This is a genomic window from Azoarcus sp. CIB (genome assembly GCF_001190925.1).
Taxonomy (GTDB): Bacteria; Pseudomonadota; Gammaproteobacteria; order Burkholderiales; family Rhodocyclaceae; genus Aromatoleum.
Genome location: NZ_CP011072.1, coordinates 4,524,661 through 4,544,603, shown reverse-complemented (window position 1 = coordinate 4,544,603; position 19,943 = coordinate 4,524,661). Strand labels below are relative to the sequence as shown.

Sequence of the window (19,943 nt, the reverse complement as noted above, 5' to 3'; positions counted from 1 at the left end):
TCTTCACTGGTCGTGTGTGACGCTCCTACGTTTGCTTTTTCACAAAGCGAACGCCTGCCACACCTTCAACATGCGAATTCCGGTCCAGAGGGTTGCGCGGCGCTGGTGAGCCATGCATTCCTGCCGTCACGACCGGGAGCGACGTTTTCTTTCTCTGCCCTGCCATGTAAAACGCATGCGCACCAAGCTGGGGCGAAATTCGCTGGGGAATCTAGAAAATCGTTGATTGCTCGCCCTGTAATGGTGCATAAAGGCGGGCGAACCACCGCTGATTCGTCCGAATGCACCATTTGAGGGATCTCAATGAAATACCAGTCGCTCGAGAATTTTCTGGAACACGTCGCCGCGCGCAACCCGGGACAGCCGGAATTCCTGCAGGCCGTCACCGAAGTGATCGAAAGCCTGTGGCCCTTCATCTCCAGTCATCCGAAGTATGCGGAGCAGGGGCTCCTCGATCGCTTGGTCGAGCCCGAGCGCGTGATCATGTTCCGCGTCTCCTGGGTCGATGACCACGGCGACGTGCAGGTCAATCGCGGCTACCGCATCCAGCACAGCTCGGCGATCGGCCCCTACAAGGGCGGCATCCGCTTCCACCCTTCGGTGAACCTCTCCATCCTCAAGTTCCTCGGCTTCGAGCAGACCTTCAAGAACGCGCTCACGACACTGCCGATGGGCGGGGGCAAGGGCGGCTCGGACTTCGACCCGAAGGGCAAGAGCCCCGCCGAAGTGATGCGCTTCTGCCAGGCCTTCGTCAGCGAGCTGTTCCGCCACGTAGGCTCCGACACCGACGTGCCGGCGGGCGATATCGGCGTGGGCGGCCGTGAGGTGGGCTTCATGGCGGGCATGATGAAGAAGCTGTCGAATCGTGCGGACTGCGTGTTCACGGGCAAGGGCCTGGCTTTCGGCGGCTCGCTGATCCGCCCCGAGGCGACCGGTTACGGCACCGTGTATTTCGCCGAGCAGATGCTCAAGCGCAAGGACATGTCCTTCGACGGCCTGCGCGTGAGCGTGTCCGGTTCGGGCAACGTCGCGCAGTACGCGGTCGAGAAGGCGATGGCGCTCGGCGCGAAGGTCGTCACGGTGTCCGATTCGAGCGGCACGGTGATCGACGAAGACGGCTTCACGACCGAGAAGCTCGCCGAGCTGATGGAAGTGAAGAACCACCTCTACGGCCGCGTCAGCGACTACGCGCAGCGCGTGAAGGCGAATTTCCTGCCTGAAGCATCGCCGTGGCACGTGCCGGTGGACGTCGCGCTGCCGTGCGCGACGCAGAACGAGCTCGACGGCGAGGATGCGCGCAAGTTGGTGAAGAACGGCGTCAAGTGCGTCGCCGAAGGCGCCAACATGCCGTCGACGGCGGAGGCGGTGCGCGTGTTCGAGGACGCCGGCGTGCTGTACGCGCCCGGCAAGGCCAGCAACGCCGGCGGTGTGGCGACTTCGGGTCTGGAGATGAGCCAGAACGCGATGCGCCTGTCGTGGCCGCGCGAGGAGGTCGACGCGCGCCTGCTCGGCATCATGCACAGCATCCACGATGCCTGCGTGCAACACGGCCGCCGTGCGGATGGCTCGGTCAGCTATGTGGATGGGGCGAACGTGGCCGGCTTCGTGAAGGTGGCCGACGCAATGCTCGCGCAGGGCGTCATCTGACGTCTGCGTACGGGCGGGGCGGAGCGCTCAGTGCAGCGCGACGTCGCCGCCCGGCGAACGGCTCCACGGCGACTGCGCCTCCCAATCGTCAAACTGTCCGGTCGGGATCGGCCGGCCGACGAAGTGACCCTGCGCGGTGTCGCAGTTCAGCTCCAGGAGCCGGTCCCACAGCGCCTCGCTCTCCACGCCCTCGGCGACCACGCCCAAGCCAAGGTTGTGCCCGAGTTCCACGGTCGAATGAACGATGACCGCGGAACCTGCGTTGGTCAGCATGCTGGTCACGAAGGAATGGTCGATCTTCAGTGAATCGACCGGCAGCTTCTGCAGGTAGCTCAGGCTGGAATAGCCGATGCCGAAGTCGTCGATGAAGAGTTCGACGCCGAGGTCCTTGAGCTGGCCGAGGGTCTCCAGCGCGCCCGCCGGGTCCTCCATCAGCGCGCTCTCCGTGAGTTCGAACTGCACCAGCTCGGGCGGCAGCGCCCAGGTCGCGAACAGGCCGCTGATGCGGTCGATCAGACGCGGATCGCGCAGGTCCTGCGCCGACAGGTTCACCGACAGCGGCCTTTTGATCCCTTTTTCGTGCCACGCATAGGATTGGCGGAAGGCCGCCTCCAGCACCCAGCGCGTGAGCGGCATGATCAGGCCGGCATGTTCGGCGAGTGCGATGAATTCGCCGGTAGCGATCATGCCGTGCTGCGGGTGCTGCCAGCGCACCAGCGCCTCCGCACCGCAGATCACGCCGCTGCGGATGGAGACTTTCGGCTGGCAGTACAGCAGCAGCTCGTTCTGGTCGATCGCGCTGCGCAGTTCGCTCATCAGCTCCAGCCGGCGCGTGCTCTCGCGGTCTTCCGTGCCCTTGTACAGCGTGTATTTGCAGGCCGTCCTGCGCGCCTGCACTGCGGCGATCTTCGCCCGCCGCAGCAGCGCCTCGGGCGTATTGCCATGCCCGGGGTACAGCGAGATGCCGATATAGGCGTGCGGGTCCATCGCCAGCCCGGCAAAGATCACCGGATCGCACACCTCGCGCATCGCATGGTGCGCGACGCGCATCGCCGCCTCCGCGCTCGAGCGCGGCATGATGAGTGCGAACTCGTCTTCGCCGACGCGCGCGACCGACTTGTTCGGGCCGGCGATGTGCTTCAGGCGCCCGGCCATCTCGACGATCAGGTGGTCGCCTTCCTGGTAGCCGAGGGTGTCGCTGATCTCCTGGAAACGCCCGACCTTCAGCAACAGCACTGCCATCGACTGGTTTTCCTGCTGCGCCTGCGCGATCTCCGCGGCGAGCGTCTCGCCTACCGAGCTGCGGTTGGGCAGGTCGGTCAGCGCGTCGAAGAATGCCATGTGGCGGATCGTTTCCTCCGCTTCGCGATGGCGCTCGCGCATGCGCAGCATCGCGATGCCGAAGGCGAGGTCGTCCGCCATCTCGGCCAGGAGCCGGGTCTCGCATTCGTCGAAAGCGTCCGGCTCGGCAGCAAAGATGGTCAGGTTGCCGATGGTTTCGCCCTTGATGATCAGCGGGAAGGCCGCGAGCGCCGCGTACCCGCGCCTGAAGGACTCATTGAGCGATATCGGCAGCTGCACGTCGTGGATGTTGTGAAGGTCCTGGATGACGACCGGCTTGCCGCTGCGGATCGCCGTGGCCGTCGGGCCGCGCGCGTCGGGCGTGTCGCCTTCGGCCCAGCTGAAGTGGCCGAGCGTCAGGAATCCCTCCTCGACGCCGTGGTGCGCCATCGGACGGATGGTCTGCTCCTTGTCATGCTCGGCGTAGCCGACCCACGCCATGCGATAGCCGCCGAGTTCGACGATCACCCGGCACATGTCCTGCAGCAGCGTTGGTTCGTCCTGCGCCCGCAACAGCGTGCGGTTGCCCGCGCTCAGCGTGCGCAGCGCGCGTTCGGCGTAGCTCATGACGCTCTCCTTTGCGCGTGCACCGCAACGGCGTCTGTCGGCCCGATCGCCGTGCCGTCGGCGCGCGCTCGCGCCGACGGCAATTCATCCTAGTGCCCGGCGCGCAACGGCGCAACGCTGCGCCGCCACTTACGTCACGCTCAGGAGGCGGTAGAGCGCGCCTTCAGTGCGCCGATCACCAGCGGCAGCAGCGACAACACGATGATGCCGACGATCACCAGCGTGAGGTTCTGTTTGATCCACGGCATGTTGCCGAACCAGTAGCCGGCGAGCGTCAGCGACACGACCCACGCCACTGCGCCGATCACGTTGAACAGCGTGAAGCGCGCGTAGCTCATGCTGCCGATGCCCGCGACGAAGGGCGCAAAGGTGCGGAACAGCGGCAGGAAGCGCGAGATCACGAGCGTCTTGCCGCCGTGTTTCTCGTAGTACAGGTGCGTCTTCATCAACGCTGCCTTGTTGAAGAGGCGCGAATTCTCCCAGTGGAAGACCTTGGGGCCGAAGTAGCGACCGATCGAGTAGTTGACGGTGTTGCCGAGTATCGCGGCGGCGGTCAGCGTCAGGATCAGCAGCGAGATGTCCATATTGCCCAGCGCCGCGAGCGCGCCGGCGATGAACAGCAGCGAGTCGCCGGGCAGGAAGGGCGTCACGACGAAGCCGGTTTCGCTGAAGATCACCGCGAACAGAATCGCGTAGATCCAGATGCCGTATGCGCTGACCAGCGCTTCGAGGTGCTTGTCGAGGTGAAGGACGATGTCGAGCAGCGGGGCGAGAAAATCCATGGACGGGTGCGCAGGTGGGAAAGGGCGGAATTCTACCCGACGCCCGGGCCGGCGACCGGAATGCCGGGCGGCGGCGTCGCGAACGGATAGCGGGACCGCACATTCTGGCGGGCGATTGTTGCAGGAACCGCCACGATGAATTGTTTGTTTCAAACTTGCCGAGCGCGGCTGCGCCTTCTATATTGCGCCCGCACCGGCGGCGCCGCGTCCGACGATCGGGTCGGAAGGGGTGTGCCGGCCTTAGCTCGGGAATTCCGGATGTCAGGCCTGTTACGCAAGTTCTGGATCGAGCCGCCCGTGCGCGCGGTGATGCTGCTGACCGCGCTGATGCTGGCCGTGCTGGCCGGCGGCACAGCCTTCCTGCTGTACGACATGCGCCAGCGCGAGATCGAATACGCGCGCAGCGAGATCTCGACCCTGAGCCGCATCCTTGCCGAGCAGACCGCGCGCACGCTCGACGGCGTCGCGATGGCGCTGCGCGGCGCCCAGGAAAGGCTGTCCGACGGCATCGGGCTGCAGCTCGAACTCGACAGCTTCCCTGTTCAGGCGCTCCTCAAGGCCCGTGCCGAAGGCTTGCCGCAGTACTCGTCGATGTTCGTCGTCAATGCCAGCGGTGTCGTCATGAACTCGACCCTGCTGGGCTCGCGTCCCGGCTTTAACGAAGCGGACCGCGACTACTTTGCGAGTCTCGTGCGCAAGGACGAAGGGCTCTTCGTCAGCCAGATGTACCGCCGCCGCTTCGACGGCGAGTGGACCTTCTACCTCAGCGCGCGCCTCGTCGATGCCGGCGGCAATTTCCGTGGCGTCGTCGCTTCGGCGGTGGTCGCGAACTATTTCGAATCGTTCTACCGCCGGCTGGACCTGCGCTTCGGCAAGCAGATCCAGCTGATCAACGCGCGCGGCAACCTGGTCGCGAGCTTCCCCAGCGACATGGACAAGGTCGACCAGCCGGTCACGGGGCTGCCCACGCTCACCGAGAAGGCCGCCGACCCGGCCGGCACGATCCTCGTTACCGAGACCCTGGCCGGTGAGAACCGTTTCGTGGCCTACCACCCCGTGCCGCGCTACCCCTTCCTGATCGGCGTCGCCGTGGATCAGGATTCGGCGCTGGTGTCCTGGCCGATGACCGCGCGTCCCATCGTGGCGGGCGCCGGCATCGTCGCCGCGCTGCTGCTGGCGGCCTCCTGCGGTGTGGTGTGGAGCATGCGCCGGCGGGCGCTGATGGCGAGCGCGCTGCAGCACAGCGAAGAGCGCCTGCGCGAGATGGTCGAGTCGGTGATGGATGCGATCGTCACGATCGACGAGGATCTGTCCGTCGTGCTGTTCAATCGCGCGGCCGAGCACATGTTCGGCGTCGGTGCCGACGACGCCCTCGGCAAACCCTTCGACCGCCTGCTGGGGAGCGAGTCGCGTGGCGCCTACCACGCCATCGTCGGGCGGCGGCGCAACTCGGGCGAGCCGCGGCACGCGCGCCGCGGCCGTGCAGAACTCACTGCCCGCCACGCCGACGGCCGCGAATTTCCGGCCGACGCCACCTTCTCGTCCACCGAGACCCAGGGGCGGCGTTTCCTCACCGTGGTCCTGCGCGATCTGACCGAGCGCAAGCGCATCGAGACCCATCTGCGCGAAACCAATCGCCAGCTGCAGGAACTGTCCACCGCGCTGCAGCGGGTGCGCGAAGACGAACGGGCCGGCATCGCGCGCGAAATGCACGACGAACTCGGGCAGCGGCTCACCGCAATCAAGCTCGAACTCTCGTGGCTGGGCAGCCGCCTGCCGGGCGAGCGCGCCGACCTGATGGACAAGGTGGGCGTCATCAAGGAGCAGCTCAACCAGACGATCGCCTCCGTGCGGCGCATCACCTACGAGCTGCGGCCGCTGATTCTCGACGACCTCGGCCTGCGCGCCGCGATCTCCTGGCTCACGGACGATTTCTCCAAACGGACCGACATCGAACTGGTGCTGGATCTGGACGACGACGAACCCGAGCGGGGCTGCACGGAGGCGACGACGCTGTTCCGCGTGCTGCAGGAATCGCTCACCAACGTCACGAAGTACGCGCAGGCGAGTACCGTATGGGTGGCATGCCGGCGCGACGGCGACGACTGGCGCCTGACCGTCCGCGACGACGGCGTCGGCTTCGTGCTCGACGCGGCGAACCAGGCAGGATTCGGCCTGCTGGGCATGCGCGAGCGCATCCGCCTGGTGCAGGGAACCTTCGCGATCCATTCCACGCCCGGCGACGGCACGACCATCGACGTCACCGTGCCCGTCAGGTAATGAGGAAAGCAAGATGGAAAAACTCAGGGTATTGCTCGCCGACGACCACGCGATCATCCGCGACGGCCTGAAGCAGATCCTCGCCGACACGGAAGACCTCGCGGTGTGCGGCGAGGCGGCCAACGGCAACGAGGCCCTGCAGCTCGTGCGCGAGCAGGAGTGGGACGTCATCGTGCTCGACATCTCCATGCCCGGGCGCAGCGGTCTCGATCTCATCCGCCTGATCCGGGACGAGAAACCCAAGCTCCCCATCCTGATCCTGAGCATGCACCACGAGGAGCAGTATGCGGTGCGCGCGCTGCACGCCGGTGCGTCGGGCTACCTGACCAAGGAGAGCGACGCCGAACTGCTCGTGCAAGCGATCCGCCGCGTGGCGCGTGGCGGCGTGTACGTGAGCGACACCGTCGCCCAGCTGATCGCACGCGGCCTCATGCCCGCCGCGAGCGAGCTGCCGCACACCACCCTGTCGGATCGCGAATACCAGATCTTCCACCGCCTCGTGCTCGGGCAGGGCCTCACCGACATCGCCAACGAGCTGTCGCTCAGCGTCAAAACCATCAGCACGCACAAGACGCGCATCCTGCAGAAGATGGCGATGACGAACAGCTCCGAGCTGATCCGCTATGCGGTCGCTCACCACCTGGTGAAGTCGACCGACGTGTAAGCCTGCGCCGCACCCGCGCGGCGCCTCCCGCTTTCTGCCCCCCTCTCTCCGGTCCCGCCGGAACGCGTCGCAATGCCGTGCAGGCCGCGGCGCGACCGCGCGCGTCCTGCTGTTGCGCGTCATCGCACGCGGCCGCGGATCGCGGTGCATTAGGAATTTTCCTACACGCAATTTAAACCCTGTCCGATATATGGGTTTGCGCGAATTCGTGAAAATTCCGTCACGTCGGACCGCGTCCCCAATAGCGGTCGATACGACGAAAGTCCAGCTTCAACAGGAGAGTTCAAATGCAATTCCGTCTCAACCGCGTGTCGCTGCTCGTGGCCGCCACCGCCGCGATCCTCGCCTCGTCCTCGTCCTACGCCGTGGATGCCGACGCCGCCAAGTCGCTCGCGAAGGACAACGACTGCTTCAAGTGCCACGCCATCGACAAGACCAAGAAAGGCCCCTCGTACAAGAAGATCGCCGCCAAGTACAAGGGCAAGGAAGCCGAAGGCTTCGAGAAGATGAAGAAGAACATCACCACCGGCCCGAAGGTGAAGCTCGAAGACGGTACCGAAGAAGAGCACAAAGTCATCAACACCAAGAACGAGGCCGAGCTCAAGAACCTCATGGAGTGGATCCTTTCGCAGTAAGCAGCGTGGCCTGAATCGCACCGCCCGGCTGGGCGGTGCGGCAATGACGTTTCGTAACAAGGGGGTAACATGAAAAAAATGCGAAGCTTGCTTGCAGTGCTGGCCTGTATCGGCAGCCTCTGCTCCGGGGCGGTGTACGCCGCGGATGCGCCCAAGGAGGCGCCCAAGGACATCGTTCTCGCCGGTGATGCCAAATGCACGTCCTGTCACGACGAGGCGGACGCCCCCGGCGTGCTGCACATCGGCAAGACGAAACACGGCACGCGCGCCGACGGCCGCACGCCGACCTGTACCGACTGCCACGGCGATAGCGACAAGCACGTGAATTACAAGGGCAGCGACAAGCCGCCCAAGCCCGACCGTACCTTCGACAAGCAGTCCGCGACGCCCGTTGCCGACCGCAACGCCGCCTGTCTGTCCTGTCATCAGGCCGATCCCAAGCGCCACCTGTGGGCAGGCAGCACGCACGAGCGCCGCGACGTTGCCTGCAGTTCCTGCCACGACACGCACGCCGCCGACGACAAGGTCCGCGACAAGCGCACCCAGGCCGAAGTGTGCTTCGCCTGCCACAAGGAGCAGCGCGCGCAGGTCAACCGTCCGTCGCACCACCCGATTCCCGAAGGCAAGATGTCCTGCTCGGACTGCCACAACCCGCACGGCACCACTGGTCCGAAGCTGCTCGTGAAGGACAGCACCAACGCGACCTGCTACACCTGCCACGCGGAGAAGCGCGGTCCCTTCGTGCATAACCATGCTCCGGTCACCGAAGACTGCGCCAACTGCCACAACCCGCACGGCACCGTCGCCGATGCGATGCTCAAGACCCGTCCGCCCTTCCTGTGCCAGCAGTGCCATGACCCCGCCAACCACCTCGGCACGATTCCGGGTGTCGCGGAGAACACGAATCTCAGCCGCAACGTGAATGGGGTTGTCATTCCCGGTCAAGCAGCAGTGCAGAACAATGCCCTCAACTCGGTCGGCATCACTCAGGGCCGTGCCTGCCTGAACTGCCACACCGAGATCCACGGCAGCAACAGTCCGGCGAATGCCTCCAAGGCATTGCGCTTCTGGCGTTAAGAGTCAGGGAGAAGAAACCATGCACAACAATCGCGTTTTCAAGCGGACCGTGCTCGCGCTGGCCGTGTCGTTGGCCTTCCCTGTCTCGTCCGCCATCGCCCAGGAAGATGAAGTCGCAGAGCTGATCAGCCCGAACGTTGCCGAAGCGAGCATCAAGCTGCAGCACCTCAACGAGGTCAATCCGCTCTATCGCCAGTACTACGGCATCAATGATGAAGGCATTCACGGCAGCGCCGACCTGAAGGTCATCCGCCGCTCCGACGAGGGCCGCTGGCTGCGCATCGAGGGCCGCGACCTGGGCCTGCGCACGCAGGAGTTCGGCGCGTCGATCGAACAGCAGGGCGACTGGAAACTGGGCATCGACTACAACCAGATTCCCCGCTATGCGCCGTTCGAGGTCTCCACGCGCGTGACCGGCATCGGACATGACACGCTCAACCTCGGCACCCGCTTCGACGACAAGGACCTGAAGACCGAGCGCACCGCGACCTCGCTCACCGCCACCAAGTTCATCAGCAAGAGCTTGCAGGCGAGCGTCACCTTCAAGAACGAGGACAAGAAGGGCGAGCGCCTGTTTGGCGCCAACGCGAGCGCGGCCGGGTTCGTCGGCCAGCTGTTCGCACCCGAACCGATCGACTCGAACCACAAGCAGATCGAGGCCTCGCTCGACTACGCCACCGAGAAGTTCTACGTCTCGGGCGGGTATTACGGCAGCTTCTTCGAGAACAAGGCGGGCAAGGGGCTGTTCGTCAATTACGGTACCCCGGCGGGGCTCTTTGGAGGCAGCCCGGTCGCGACCTCTGCGACCCCGACGCAGATGAGCCCGCTGTCGCTCGCGCCGGACAATCAGGCACACCAGTTCCACCTCGCCGGTGGCTACAACTGGAGCCGCGACACGCGCGCGAACCTGAAGATCAGCAAGAGCTTCGCGACGCAGGACGACAGCTTCCTGCCCAATTCCGCACGCGTGCCGTACTACCCGGGCATGAAGCGCTCGGACCTGGGCGGCAAGGTCGAAACGACCAACGTGTTCGGGTCGCTGACTTCGCGTGTCACGGACAAGCTCGGCCTGCTGGCATCGTGGGCGTACGAGGATCGCGATGACCGGACGCCGAAGGTCGACTACCTGGTCGACGTGGGCCACGGCGGCGCGATCCTGCAGAACAACCCCGAGTCGCAGAAGACGCATCGCGGCAAGTTCGAGGCGAGCTACCGCCTGCCGCAGGGATTCAACCTGACCGCCGGCTACGACTATGACTTCAAGAAGTACGAAGGCATGGACGAGCTGTTCCGCGACGAGATCACCGAGAACACCTACCGGGTCGATGTGCGCAAGTCCCTCGGTGACACGGTCAACGGCAGCGTGACGCTCGCGCACAGTGAGCGTGACGGCTCGAGCTGGGGCACCACGCCGAACATGGTGAATGACGGCCACGCAGTCGGCCTGCACTGGACCGCGCCGACGCAGTTCTCCGACCGCGAGCGCGACAAGCTCAAGCTGATGGTCGACTGGATGCCCATCGATCCCCTGTCCGTGCAATTTGCCTACGAGTACGCGCTCGACGACTACAAGACGCGCATGCTCGACGTCGGTCTGAACGAGGGGCGCTCCGAGCTGTTCTCGCTCGATGCGTCGTACCGCTTCAATGACCGCTGGAAGGCGAACATGTGGTACTCGCACAGCACCAACGACATCGAGCAGAAGTCCTTGAACAGCACGTTCAATTCGCTGTGCAACGGGGCCTCGATTTCCAACACCTGCGTGCCGTGGGGCGCCGACCTCAAGCTGAGTTCCAATGCCTTGGGCGCCGGCTTCGACGGGCAGATCAGTTCGAAGCTGTCGGTGGGCGGGCAATACCTCTACAGCCGCGATGAGAACCAGTACGACATCTCCTACGCGGATCAGGGGGCGTTCGCATCACCCCGCGTGGGCCCGGGATTCTCGTCGATCCGTCAGGGCGCCGGGGTTCTCCCGGACACCGAGTACACCCTGAATACCCTGCGGCTATTCGCGAAGTACGCAGTGACCAAGGCCACGGCTATTCGTTTAGACTACGTCTGGGACCGGCGCGAGCTGGACGACTACACGTGGTCGAGCTGGACCTACTCGGACGGGACGAAGGTCCTTGTGAATCCGGATCAGATAACGCGCGTGATTGCGGTGACGCTCTCGCACGCATTCTGATTCAAGGCAGCAACGACCGGGCCGCGATCGGCCCGGTCTCGTCCGGGGACAGGGAGTCGCCGGGCAGGGGGCCCACGAGCACATATGACGCTTGCGCGTCTGAAGATTGGCGTGCGACGTGCCGGCCCCCTTATTTTGTCTGCGGCGCGCTGGTCGCGCCGAGAAACGGGAGCAATAACGTGAAAACAAGCAACATTCGGGGCCTGCTGGCGGCGGTCGCGTCTGCCGCACTGCTCTGGCCTTTGGCGGGCCATGCGGCCGGCAGCGACGCGCCAGCCGCGCTCGATAACGCCACCTGTCTGAACTGCCACGCCGCGGGCAAGCCGGAAATCAAGATCGAGGATTCGGAAGGCGAAGAGGTCGCCCTTCCCGCCGTCGACCCCGCAAAGGTCGCGAAGGGTGTGCACGCGAAGCTCGACTGCGTCGCTTGCCACACCGACATCGTCGACGCGAAGGAAAAGCACGAGAAAGCGGCCAGTTCCGCGAAGCCCGACTGTGCCGGCTGCCACGAGAAGCTGTGGGACGAGGCGAAGAAGAACAACCAGACCGCCGGTAAGGAGCGCCTGGGCGTCGTCGTCGAGAACATCGCGGCCTACAAGGAGTCGTACCACGCCCGCCCGGACGCGGATTATCCCGACCGTCCGAAGGCCGCGTGCAACCAGTGCCACGCTACGCACGACTTCGCCGTGCCGCCCGCCGGCACGCCCGAGCGCGACCTGTGGCGCCTGACCATCCCCGAGAGCTGCGGCACGTCCTGTCACGAGGACCACATGGAGGATCTGGCGGACTCTGTGCACGGTCAGCTCACCGCCAAGGGCGACCCCAAGGGCGCGGTGTGCATCGACTGCCACACCACGCACGAGATCCGCAGTTCGTCGTCGGAGCTGTTCAAGCTCAAGAACGTGATCGCCTGCGGCGACTGCCACAAGGACGAGCTGCACAGCTATCGTGACACCTACCACGGGCAGGTGAACCGCCTCGGCTTCGTGTATACGGCCAAGTGTGCAGACTGCCACGGCAGCCACAACATCAAGGCGGGCGACGATCCGAAGTCGCGCGTGCATCCGGACAACCGCCTGAAGACCTGCCAGAAGTGCCACGACGACAAGAAACCGGGCATGGTCACGGCGACCGCCGGCTTCGTGACCTTCGGCCCGCATGCCAACACGCACGACTTCGAGAAATATCCGCGCATGTGGGTGACCGGAAAATTCATGGAGGCGCTGCTGATCGGCGTGTTCGCGTTCTTCTGGCTGCACAGCGGTCTGTGGTACTACCGCGAGTGGAAGGAACGTAAGGAACGCAAGGCCGTGCCGCACGTGCGTACCGAAGGTATGGGCATTGTTCCCGAGAAGCACTTCGTGCGCTTCGCCAGCGGCTGGCGCATCGCGCACCTGAGCTTCGCGCTGGTGACGATGACCCTGGTGCTGACCGGCACGACCGTGATGTTCGCCGACAGCGCGTGGGCGCCCACGGTTGCCGCGGCGCTGGGCGGGCCGAAGGTGATGGGCATCATCCACCGTGTCGCCGCCGTGCTCTTCGTCGGCATCTTCATGATCCACTTCGTGTATGTGATGTCGCGCCTGCTCCGTGATCGCAAGTTCCGCTGGTTCGGGCCGGATTCGCTGATCCCGAACTGGAAGGACCTCGCCGACTGCGTGGGCATGTTCAAGTGGTTCTTCGGGAAGGGGCCGAAGCCGAAGTTCGACCGCTGGACCTACTTCGAAAAGTTCGACTACTGGGCGGTGTTCTGGGGTGTGAACATCATCGGCTGGAGCGGCCTGATGCTGGCCTTCCCGCATGTGACGGCAAGCTTCCTGCCGGGCTGGGTGTTCAACGTCGGCACGCTGGTGCACGGCGAGGAAGCCTTCCTCGCGGCGGTGTTCCTCTTCACGGTGCACTTCTTCAACAACCACTTCCGCCCCGACAAGCTGCCGCCGCCGGACGTGGTGATGTTCACCGGCACGCAGTCGCTGGAGGAGTTCCAGCGCGAGCATCCGGCGCACTACCAGCGCCTGGTGGAATCCGGCGAGCTGGAGAAGTACCTGGTCGATGCGCCGTCGCGCCAGCTGCATGTCAGCTCGGTGATCCTCGGCCTCACGCTGATCACCGTCGGCCTCGTGCTGCTGGTGCTGGTGGTGACCGGTTTCTTCAGCTGATCGCAGTCTGAAGGCGTAACGAAGAAGGGGAGGGCGACCTCCCCTTTTTTTCGTCCACGGCCCGGCGCGCAAGGCGCCGCGGCGCGGCATCCGGGCCGTTGCGGAGGCGTTCCGGACGACTGCAACAATTCACTACATTTCACAAACAGTTGCGCAAACATGGCTTGCGAGACTGCACGCACACAAAAGCGCGAGCGGTAGCAACGATGCTGCCGCCGACGCTGCGGCGCACACGATTGCGCCGGACCCCGGAGCCGATAAGGACAAATCCGGCCGGGTGGAGACGCAGGATAAAAACCAAAGGAGGAGATGGTATGTCCGACAGGAATGGGCTGGCCGAGCAAGCGGCCGCCCTGGACACCTTTCCGCGGCTGCTGATGCAGCATGCGGCGGTTCGACCCGGCCGGCCCGCGATGCGCGAGAAGGAATTCGGCATCTGGCAGACCTACAGCTGGGCCGAAGTCGCGCGCAACGTGCGCGCCATCGCCTGCGGGCTGGCGGAGCTGGGCTTCAAGCGCGGCGACCGGCTCGCGATCATCGGCGACAACCGCCCGCGCCTGTACTGGTCGGTGGCCGCCTGCCAGTGCCTCGGCGGAATTCCCGTGATGCTGTATCAGGACGCGGTCGCTGCGGAAATGACCTACGTGCTGCAGGACGCGGAGATCCGCTTTGCCGTGGTCGAGGATCAGGAGCAGGTCGACAAGATGCTCGAGATCTACCCCGAGGTGCCCTTCCTCGAGCACGTGATCTACGACGATCCGCGCGGGCTGCGTCACTACAGCCAGCCGATGCTGAAGGGCCTCGACGAGCTGCAGGAGATGGGCGCCATCCACGATCGCAACCACACCGATTTCCTCGACGGGGAGATCGCCAAGGGGGCGAGCGACGACATCTCGGTGATGCTGTACACCTCGGGGACGACCGGCAAGCCCAAGGGGGTATGCCAGACCCATGCGGCCTTCATCGCCGCGGCGACCGGTGCGATGGGCTTCGACAAGCTCACCGAGCAGGAAGACATCCTGTCCTACCTGCCGATGGCCTGGGTGGGCGACCACCTGTTCTCCTTCGCTCAGGCGATGGTCGCGGGCTTCACGATCAACTGCCCGGAATCCGGCGACACCGTGATGACCGACCTGCGCGAGATCGGCCCGACCTACTACTTCGCTCCGCCGCGCGTGTTCGAGAACCTGCTCACGCAGGTGATGATCCGCATGGAGGATGCGAGCGCGCTCAAGCGCAAGCTCTTCGCGCATTTCATGGACGTCGCCCGCCGCTGCGGGGCCGACATCCTCGACGGCAAGCCGGTGTCCGCGGGCGACCGCCTGCAGTATGCGCTCGGCAACCTGCTGGTCTACGGCCCGCTGAAGAACGTGCTGGGCATGAGTCGCATCCGCGTGGCCTATACCGCGGGTGCGGCGATCGGGCCGGATCTCTTCCGCTTCTATCGCTCCATTGGCGTGAACCTCAAGCAGCTCTATGGCCAGACCGAGACCTGCGCCTACGTGTGCCTGCAGCCGGACGGCCAGATCAAGCTCGATTCGGTCGGCAAGCCTGCGCCCTTCGTCGAGGTGAAGCTCGCCGACAACGGCGAGATCCTCGTGAAGGGGCCGATGCTGCTGAAGGCCTACTACAAGCGCCCCGATGCGACCGCCGAGTCGATCAACGCCGAGGGCTACTTCATGACCGGCGACGCGGGCTACTTCGACGAGGACGGCCACCTGAAGATCATCGACCGCGCCAAGGACGTCGGCAAGCTCAGCGACGGTTCGATGTTCGCGCCCAACTACATCGAGAACAAGCTCAAGTTCTTCCAGCATGTGAAGGAGGCCGTGACCTTCGGCAACGGCCGCGACTGCGTCACCGCCTTCATCAACATCGACCTCGAGGCGGTCGGCAACTGGGCCGAGCGGCGCGGGCTGGGGTACTCCGGCTACACCGATCTCGCGTCGCAGCCGGCGGTGTATGAGCTGATCCGTGACTGCGTCGAGAAGGTCAACGCCGATCTTGCTGCCGATCCGCAGATGAGCGGCTCGCAGGTCAAACGCTTCCTGATCCTGCACAAGGAGCTCGACGCCGACGACGGCGAATTGACCCGCACGCGCAAGGTGCGTCGCAACTTCGTCAGCGAGCGCTACGCGGAGCTGATCGAGGCGCTGTTCGAGGGCAAGCAGACGCAACACATCGAGACCGTCGTGAAGTACGAGGACGGGCGCGAGGGACGCATCAGCGCGGACCTGCGCATCGAGGAAGTGAAGACCTTCGCGCCGCAGGCGGCGAAGCAGGCGGCGTGAGGGGAGGGCGATGATGATGAACGACATGCCGCAGGCAGTGCAGGACCAAACGCAGGAGTCGACGCAAATGAGGGGGCGGCGCATCGGCGACGTGGTCCTCGACCTGCAGAACATTTCGCTGTCCTTCGGCGGGGTGAAGGCGCTGACCGATATCAGCTTCAACGTGCGCGAGCACGAGATCCGCTCGATCATCGGCCCGAACGGTGCCGGCAAGAGCTCGATGCTGAACGTGATCAACGGCGTCTACCATCCGCAGGAGGGGCGCATCCTGTTTCGCGGCGAGGAGCGCCGCAGGATGGAGCCGCACATGGCGGCCGCGCAGGGTATCGCGCGCACCTTCCAGAACATCGCGCTGTTCAAGGGCATGAGCGTGCTCGACAACATCATGACCGGGCGCAACCTGAAGATGAAGTGCGGCCTGCTCGCCCATGCGTTGTACTGGGGCCGCGCGCAGAAGGAGGAGATCGAGCACCGCGTAAAGGTCGAGGAGATTGTCGACTTCCTCGAGATCCAGGACATCCGCAAGACGCCGGTCGGCGCCCTGCCCTACGGCCTGCAGAAGCGCGTCGAGCTCGGCCGCGCGCTCGCTGCCGAGCCCAGCCTGCTGCTCCTCGACGAGCCGATGGCGGGCATGAACGTCGAGGAAAAGCAGGACATGTGCCGCTTCATCCTCGATGTGAACGACCAGTTCGGCACGACGATCGTGCTCATCGAGCACGACATGGGGGTCGTGATGGACATCTCCGACCGCGTCGTCGTGCTCGACTACGGCAAGAAGATCGGCGACGGCGTGCCCGAAGAGGTGCGCGCCAACGAGGATGTCATCCGTGCCTATCTCGGCACGTCGCACTGAGCGGGAGCTTCGCAATGGGATTCTTTCTTGAAACCTTGTTCGGCGGCTTGATGGCCGGCATGTTGTATTCGCTGATCGCACTCGGCTTCGTGCTGATCTACAAGGCCTCGGGCGTGTTCAACTTTGCGCAGGGCGCGATGGTGCTGTTCGCGGCACTCGCGATGGCGCGTTTCGCCGAGTGGATTCCGAAGTGGCTGGGCTTCGAGAGCCTGCTGCTCGCGAACCTGCTCGCGTTCATCGTCGCGATGGCGCTGATGATCGTGCTTGCGTGGTTGATCGAGCGCCTGTGCCTGTCCAAGCTGGTGAACCAGGAAGGCATCACGCTGCTGATGGCGACCCTGGGCATCAGCTACTTCCTCGACGGCCTCGGCCAGACGCTGTTCGGCAACGACATCTACAGCATCAACGTCGGCATGCCCAAGGATCCGGCGATGATCCTCGAAGGCACGTTCGAGGGCGGACTCCTGATCAGCAAGGAGGACCTCGTCGCCGCGCTCATCTCCGCCGCGCTGGTGCTGGCGCTGGCGCTGTTCTTCCAGAAGACCGCGACCGGCCGGGCGCTGCGCGCGGTGGCCGACGACCATCAGGCCGCCCAGTCGATCGGCATCCCGCTGAACCGCATCTGGGTGATCGTGTGGTCGGTCGCGGGCTTCGCCGCGCTGGTCGCCGGCATCATCTGGGGCTCCAAGCTCGGGGTGCAGTTCTCGCTCTCGCTCGTGGCGCTGAAGGCGTTGCCGGTGGTGATCCTGGGTGGCCTGACGTCGGTGCCCGGGGCGATCCTCGGCGGCCTGATCATCGGCGTCGGCGAGAAGCTGTCGGAGATCTACCTCGGTTCCTTCTTCGGCGGCGGCATCGAGATCTGGTTCGCCTACGTCCTGGCGCTGGGCTTCCTGCTGGTGCGTCCGCAGGGCCTGTTCGGCGAAAAAATCATCGACCGCGTCTGACGCGGCGGCACATCCCGGGAGAGTTTCTACATGCTCTATAGAGAAAACGGCCAGTTCAAGACGAGCTACGCGGCCGACCAGCAGATTTTCCCCATCGCCCAGGACCGCCTGGCGATCGGCCTGCTGCTCCTCGTCGCCTTCGTCGTGATGCCGATGACCGGTTCGGAATACTTGTTCCGCGCCGTGCTGATCCCCTTCCTGATCCTAGCGCTCGCCGCGCTAGGGCTGAACATCCTGGTTGGCTACTGCGGCCAGATCTCGCTCGGCACCGGCGCCTTCATGGCGGTGGGCGCCTACGCGGCGTACAACTTCCTGGTGCGCATCGACGGCATGCCGCTGATCGTCGCGATGCTGCTCGGGGGGCTGACGGCGACCGTGGTCGGGGTGCTGTTCGGCATCCCCTCGCTGCGCATCAAGGGCCTGTACCTCGCGGTCGCGACGCTCGCGGCACAGTTCTTTACCGACTGGGCCTTCCTGCGCGTGAGCTGGTTCACGAACAACTCGACCTCGGGTTCCGTCAGTGTCGCCGGCCTCAACGTCTTCGGCGTGCCGATCGAGTCGCCCGTCGCGAAGTACCTGTTCTGCCTGACGGTCGTGTGCGTGTTCGCGCTCGCGGCCAAGAACCTGACGCGCAGCGCCACCGGCCGGCAGTGGATGGCGATCCGCGACATGGACGTCGCCGCGGCAGTGATCGGCATCCGTCCGGTGTACGCGAAGCTGACCGCCTTCGCGGTGAGTTCCTTCATCGTCGGCGTCGCCGGCGTGCTGTGGGCCTTCGTGCATCTGGGCGCGTGGGAGCCGGCCGCATTCAGCATCGACCGCTCCTTCCAGCTGCTCTTCATGGTCATCATCGGCGGGCTGGGATCGATCATGGGCGCCTTCTTCGGCGCGGCCTTCATCGTGGTCCTGCCCATCATCCTCGACCAGGTGCCGCACTGGTTCGGCATCCCGTTGTCGACGGCGACCACCTCGCACCTCGTGCACATGATCTTCGGGGCGCTGATCGTGTTCTTCCTGATCGCCGAGCCGCACGGGCTGGCGAAGCTGTGGAGCATTGGCAAGCAGAAGATGCGCCTGTGGCCCTTCCCGCACTGACGCAGAAGGCCCCGGTTCAACGTAGTCGTGGTTGGGCAAGAAAACGGCAGGCACGCCGCAAGTGCCATCGAAAATAATGGAGGAGACACCATGAATCGTAAGACTTTTGCGCTCGTCGCCGCTCTGGCGGCATTCGGTGCCGGCACCCTGTCCGCGCCCGTCGCGGCGCAGCAGGACACCGAGCAGTTCTTCCCGCTGCTCGTCTATCGCACCGGCGCATACGCCCCGAACGGCACGCCCTGGGCGAACGGCAAGCAGGATTACGTCAAATACGTGAATGCCACCGGCGGCATCAACGGCGTGAAGATCGCGTGGGAGGAGTGCGAGACCGGCTACGCGACCGACAAGGGCGTCGAGTGCTACGAGCGGCTGAAGAGCAAGAAGCCGACGGTCATCGACCCGCAGGCCACCGGCATCACCTTCGCGCTCACCGACAAGGCGCCGGTCGATAAGATCCCCCTGATCACGCTGGGTTACGGCCTCGCAGCGTCGCAGGACGGCGGCGTATTCAAGTGGAACTTCCCGCTGATGGGCAGCTACTGGACCGCGGCCGATGCGCTGATCCAGCACCTCGGCAAGAAGGAAGGCGGGCTCGACAAGCTCAAGGGCAAGAAGATCGCCCTCGTCTATCACGACTCGCCCTTCGGCAAGGAGCCGATCCCGCTGCTGCAGAAGCGCGCGCAGATGCATGGTTTCGAACTCGTGCTGCTGCCGGTCACGGCGCCCGGCGTCGAACAGAAGGCGACCTGGCTGCAGGTGCGCCAGCAACGTCCGGATTACACGCTGCTGTGGGGCTGGGGCGTGATGAACTCCACCGCGCTGAAAGAGGCGGTCGCGACCGGCTACCCGCGCGAGAAGCTGCTCGGCGTGTGGTGGTCGGGCTCGGAGCCGGACGTCAAGGACGTCGGCGCCAACGCCAAGGGCTACAGCGCGCTCGCGCTCAACCCGCACGGCACGGACTCGCCGCTGGTCAAGGACATCCTCAAGAAGGTGCATGACGCCGGCAACGGCGCCGGCCCGCGCGAGGAAGTCGGCTCGGTGCTGTACATGCGTGGCCTGCTGATCCAGATGCTTGCGGTGGAGGCGGTGCGCACGGCGCAGGCGAAGTTCGGCAAGGGCAAGGTCATGACCGGCGAGCAGGTGCGCTGGGGCCTGGAGAACCTCAACGTCGATGAGAAGCGCATCGGCGAACTGGGGCTGGCCGGCCTGATCCGTCCGATCAAGACGAGCTGCGCCGACCACATGGGCTCTACCTCCGTGCGCATCCACTCGTGGGACGGCACGACCTGGAAGATGCAGCCGGACTGGTACGAGGCCGACAAGAGCGTGATCGACCCGCTGGTGAAGGAGGCCGCAGACAAGTACGCGACCGACAAGCAGCTCAAGCGTCGCGACGCGAGCGACTGCGCGGCCTGATCGCCGC

The 19,943-nt window shown here is 65.0% G+C and carries 14 protein-coding genes; 12 read left to right on the top strand and 2 right to left on the bottom strand.

The genetic code is table 11. The features are described from left to right. Window positions 1-303 precede the first annotated feature (303 nt). Entirely contained in the window at window positions 304-1,647 is a 1,344-nt protein-coding gene (gene gdhA / locus AzCIB_RS20390; RefSeq protein ID WP_050417570.1) for an NADP-specific glutamate dehydrogenase, read from the top strand. A 27-nt stretch (window positions 1,648-1,674) separates the two neighbouring features. On the opposite strand, the gene AzCIB_RS20385 is transcribed toward gdhA, so the two are convergent. Next, window positions 1,675-3,555: a putative bifunctional diguanylate cyclase/phosphodiesterase gene (locus AzCIB_RS20385; protein WP_050417569.1), complete on the bottom strand. Its 1,881-nt coding sequence runs from the start codon at window positions 3,553-3,555 to the stop codon at window positions 1,675-1,677. Between the two features lie 140 nt (window positions 3,556-3,695). Further along, window positions 3,696-4,337, bottom strand: a complete 642-nt coding sequence (locus AzCIB_RS20380) for a DedA family protein (RefSeq protein WP_050417568.1) — start codon at window positions 4,335-4,337, stop codon at window positions 3,696-3,698. A gap of 258 nt (window positions 4,338-4,595) precedes the next feature. On the opposite strand from AzCIB_RS20380, the gene AzCIB_RS20375 reads away from it, so the two are divergent. The 11 genes from AzCIB_RS20375 (at window position 4,596) to AzCIB_RS20325 (ending at window position 19,936) form a co-directional block, all read left to right on the top strand. Next, complete coding sequence (locus AzCIB_RS20375) at window positions 4,596-6,617, top strand: PAS domain S-box protein (RefSeq protein ID WP_050417567.1); 2,022 nt, start codon at window positions 4,596-4,598, stop codon at window positions 6,615-6,617. A 13-nt stretch (window positions 6,618-6,630) separates the two neighbouring features. Continuing rightward, on the top strand, window positions 6,631-7,281 hold the full coding sequence (locus AzCIB_RS20370; protein WP_050417566.1) for a response regulator: 651 nt from the start codon (window positions 6,631-6,633) through the stop codon (window positions 7,279-7,281). Between the two features lie 287 nt (window positions 7,282-7,568). Beyond that, window positions 7,569-7,916, top strand: a complete 348-nt coding sequence (locus AzCIB_RS20365; RefSeq protein WP_050417565.1) for a c-type cytochrome — start codon at window positions 7,569-7,571, stop codon at window positions 7,914-7,916. Window positions 7,917-7,994: 78 nt separating this feature from the next. Then, window positions 7,995-8,993, top strand: coding sequence for a DmsE family decaheme c-type cytochrome (locus tag AzCIB_RS20360; protein ID WP_050417564.1), 999 nt, complete (start codon window positions 7,995-7,997; stop codon window positions 8,991-8,993). Between the two features lie 19 nt (window positions 8,994-9,012). After that, window positions 9,013-11,178, top strand: a complete 2,166-nt coding sequence (locus AzCIB_RS20355) for an MtrB/PioB family decaheme-associated outer membrane protein (RefSeq protein WP_050417563.1) — start codon at window positions 9,013-9,015, stop codon at window positions 11,176-11,178. 179 nt (window positions 11,179-11,357) lie between these two features. After that, window positions 11,358-13,337: a cytochrome c gene (locus AzCIB_RS20350; protein ID WP_050417562.1), complete on the top strand. Its 1,980-nt coding sequence runs from the start codon at window positions 11,358-11,360 to the stop codon at window positions 13,335-13,337. 314 nt (window positions 13,338-13,651) lie between these two features. Then, window positions 13,652-15,628, top strand: a complete 1,977-nt coding sequence (locus AzCIB_RS20345) for an AMP-dependent synthetase/ligase (RefSeq protein ID WP_050417561.1) — start codon at window positions 13,652-13,654, stop codon at window positions 15,626-15,628. Between the two features lie 10 nt (window positions 15,629-15,638). Continuing rightward, window positions 15,639-16,481 carry an ABC transporter ATP-binding protein gene (locus tag AzCIB_RS20340; RefSeq protein WP_050417560.1) on the top strand — a complete coding sequence of 281 codons (843 nt, stop codon included), beginning with the start codon at window positions 15,639-15,641 and terminating at the stop codon, window positions 16,479-16,481. A 14-nt stretch (window positions 16,482-16,495) separates the two neighbouring features. After that, on the top strand, window positions 16,496-17,425 hold the full coding sequence (locus tag AzCIB_RS20335; protein WP_050417559.1) for a branched-chain amino acid ABC transporter permease: 930 nt from the start codon (window positions 16,496-16,498) through the stop codon (window positions 17,423-17,425). A 30-nt stretch (window positions 17,426-17,455) separates the two neighbouring features. Then, window positions 17,456-18,520, top strand: coding sequence for a branched-chain amino acid ABC transporter permease (locus AzCIB_RS20330; RefSeq protein WP_050417558.1), 1,065 nt, complete (start codon window positions 17,456-17,458; stop codon window positions 18,518-18,520). A gap of 90 nt (window positions 18,521-18,610) precedes the next feature. Continuing rightward, window positions 18,611-19,936, top strand: coding sequence for an ABC transporter substrate-binding protein (locus AzCIB_RS20325; RefSeq protein WP_050417557.1), 1,326 nt, complete (start codon window positions 18,611-18,613; stop codon window positions 19,934-19,936). The last annotated feature ends 7 nt before the right edge of the window (window positions 19,937-19,943 follow it).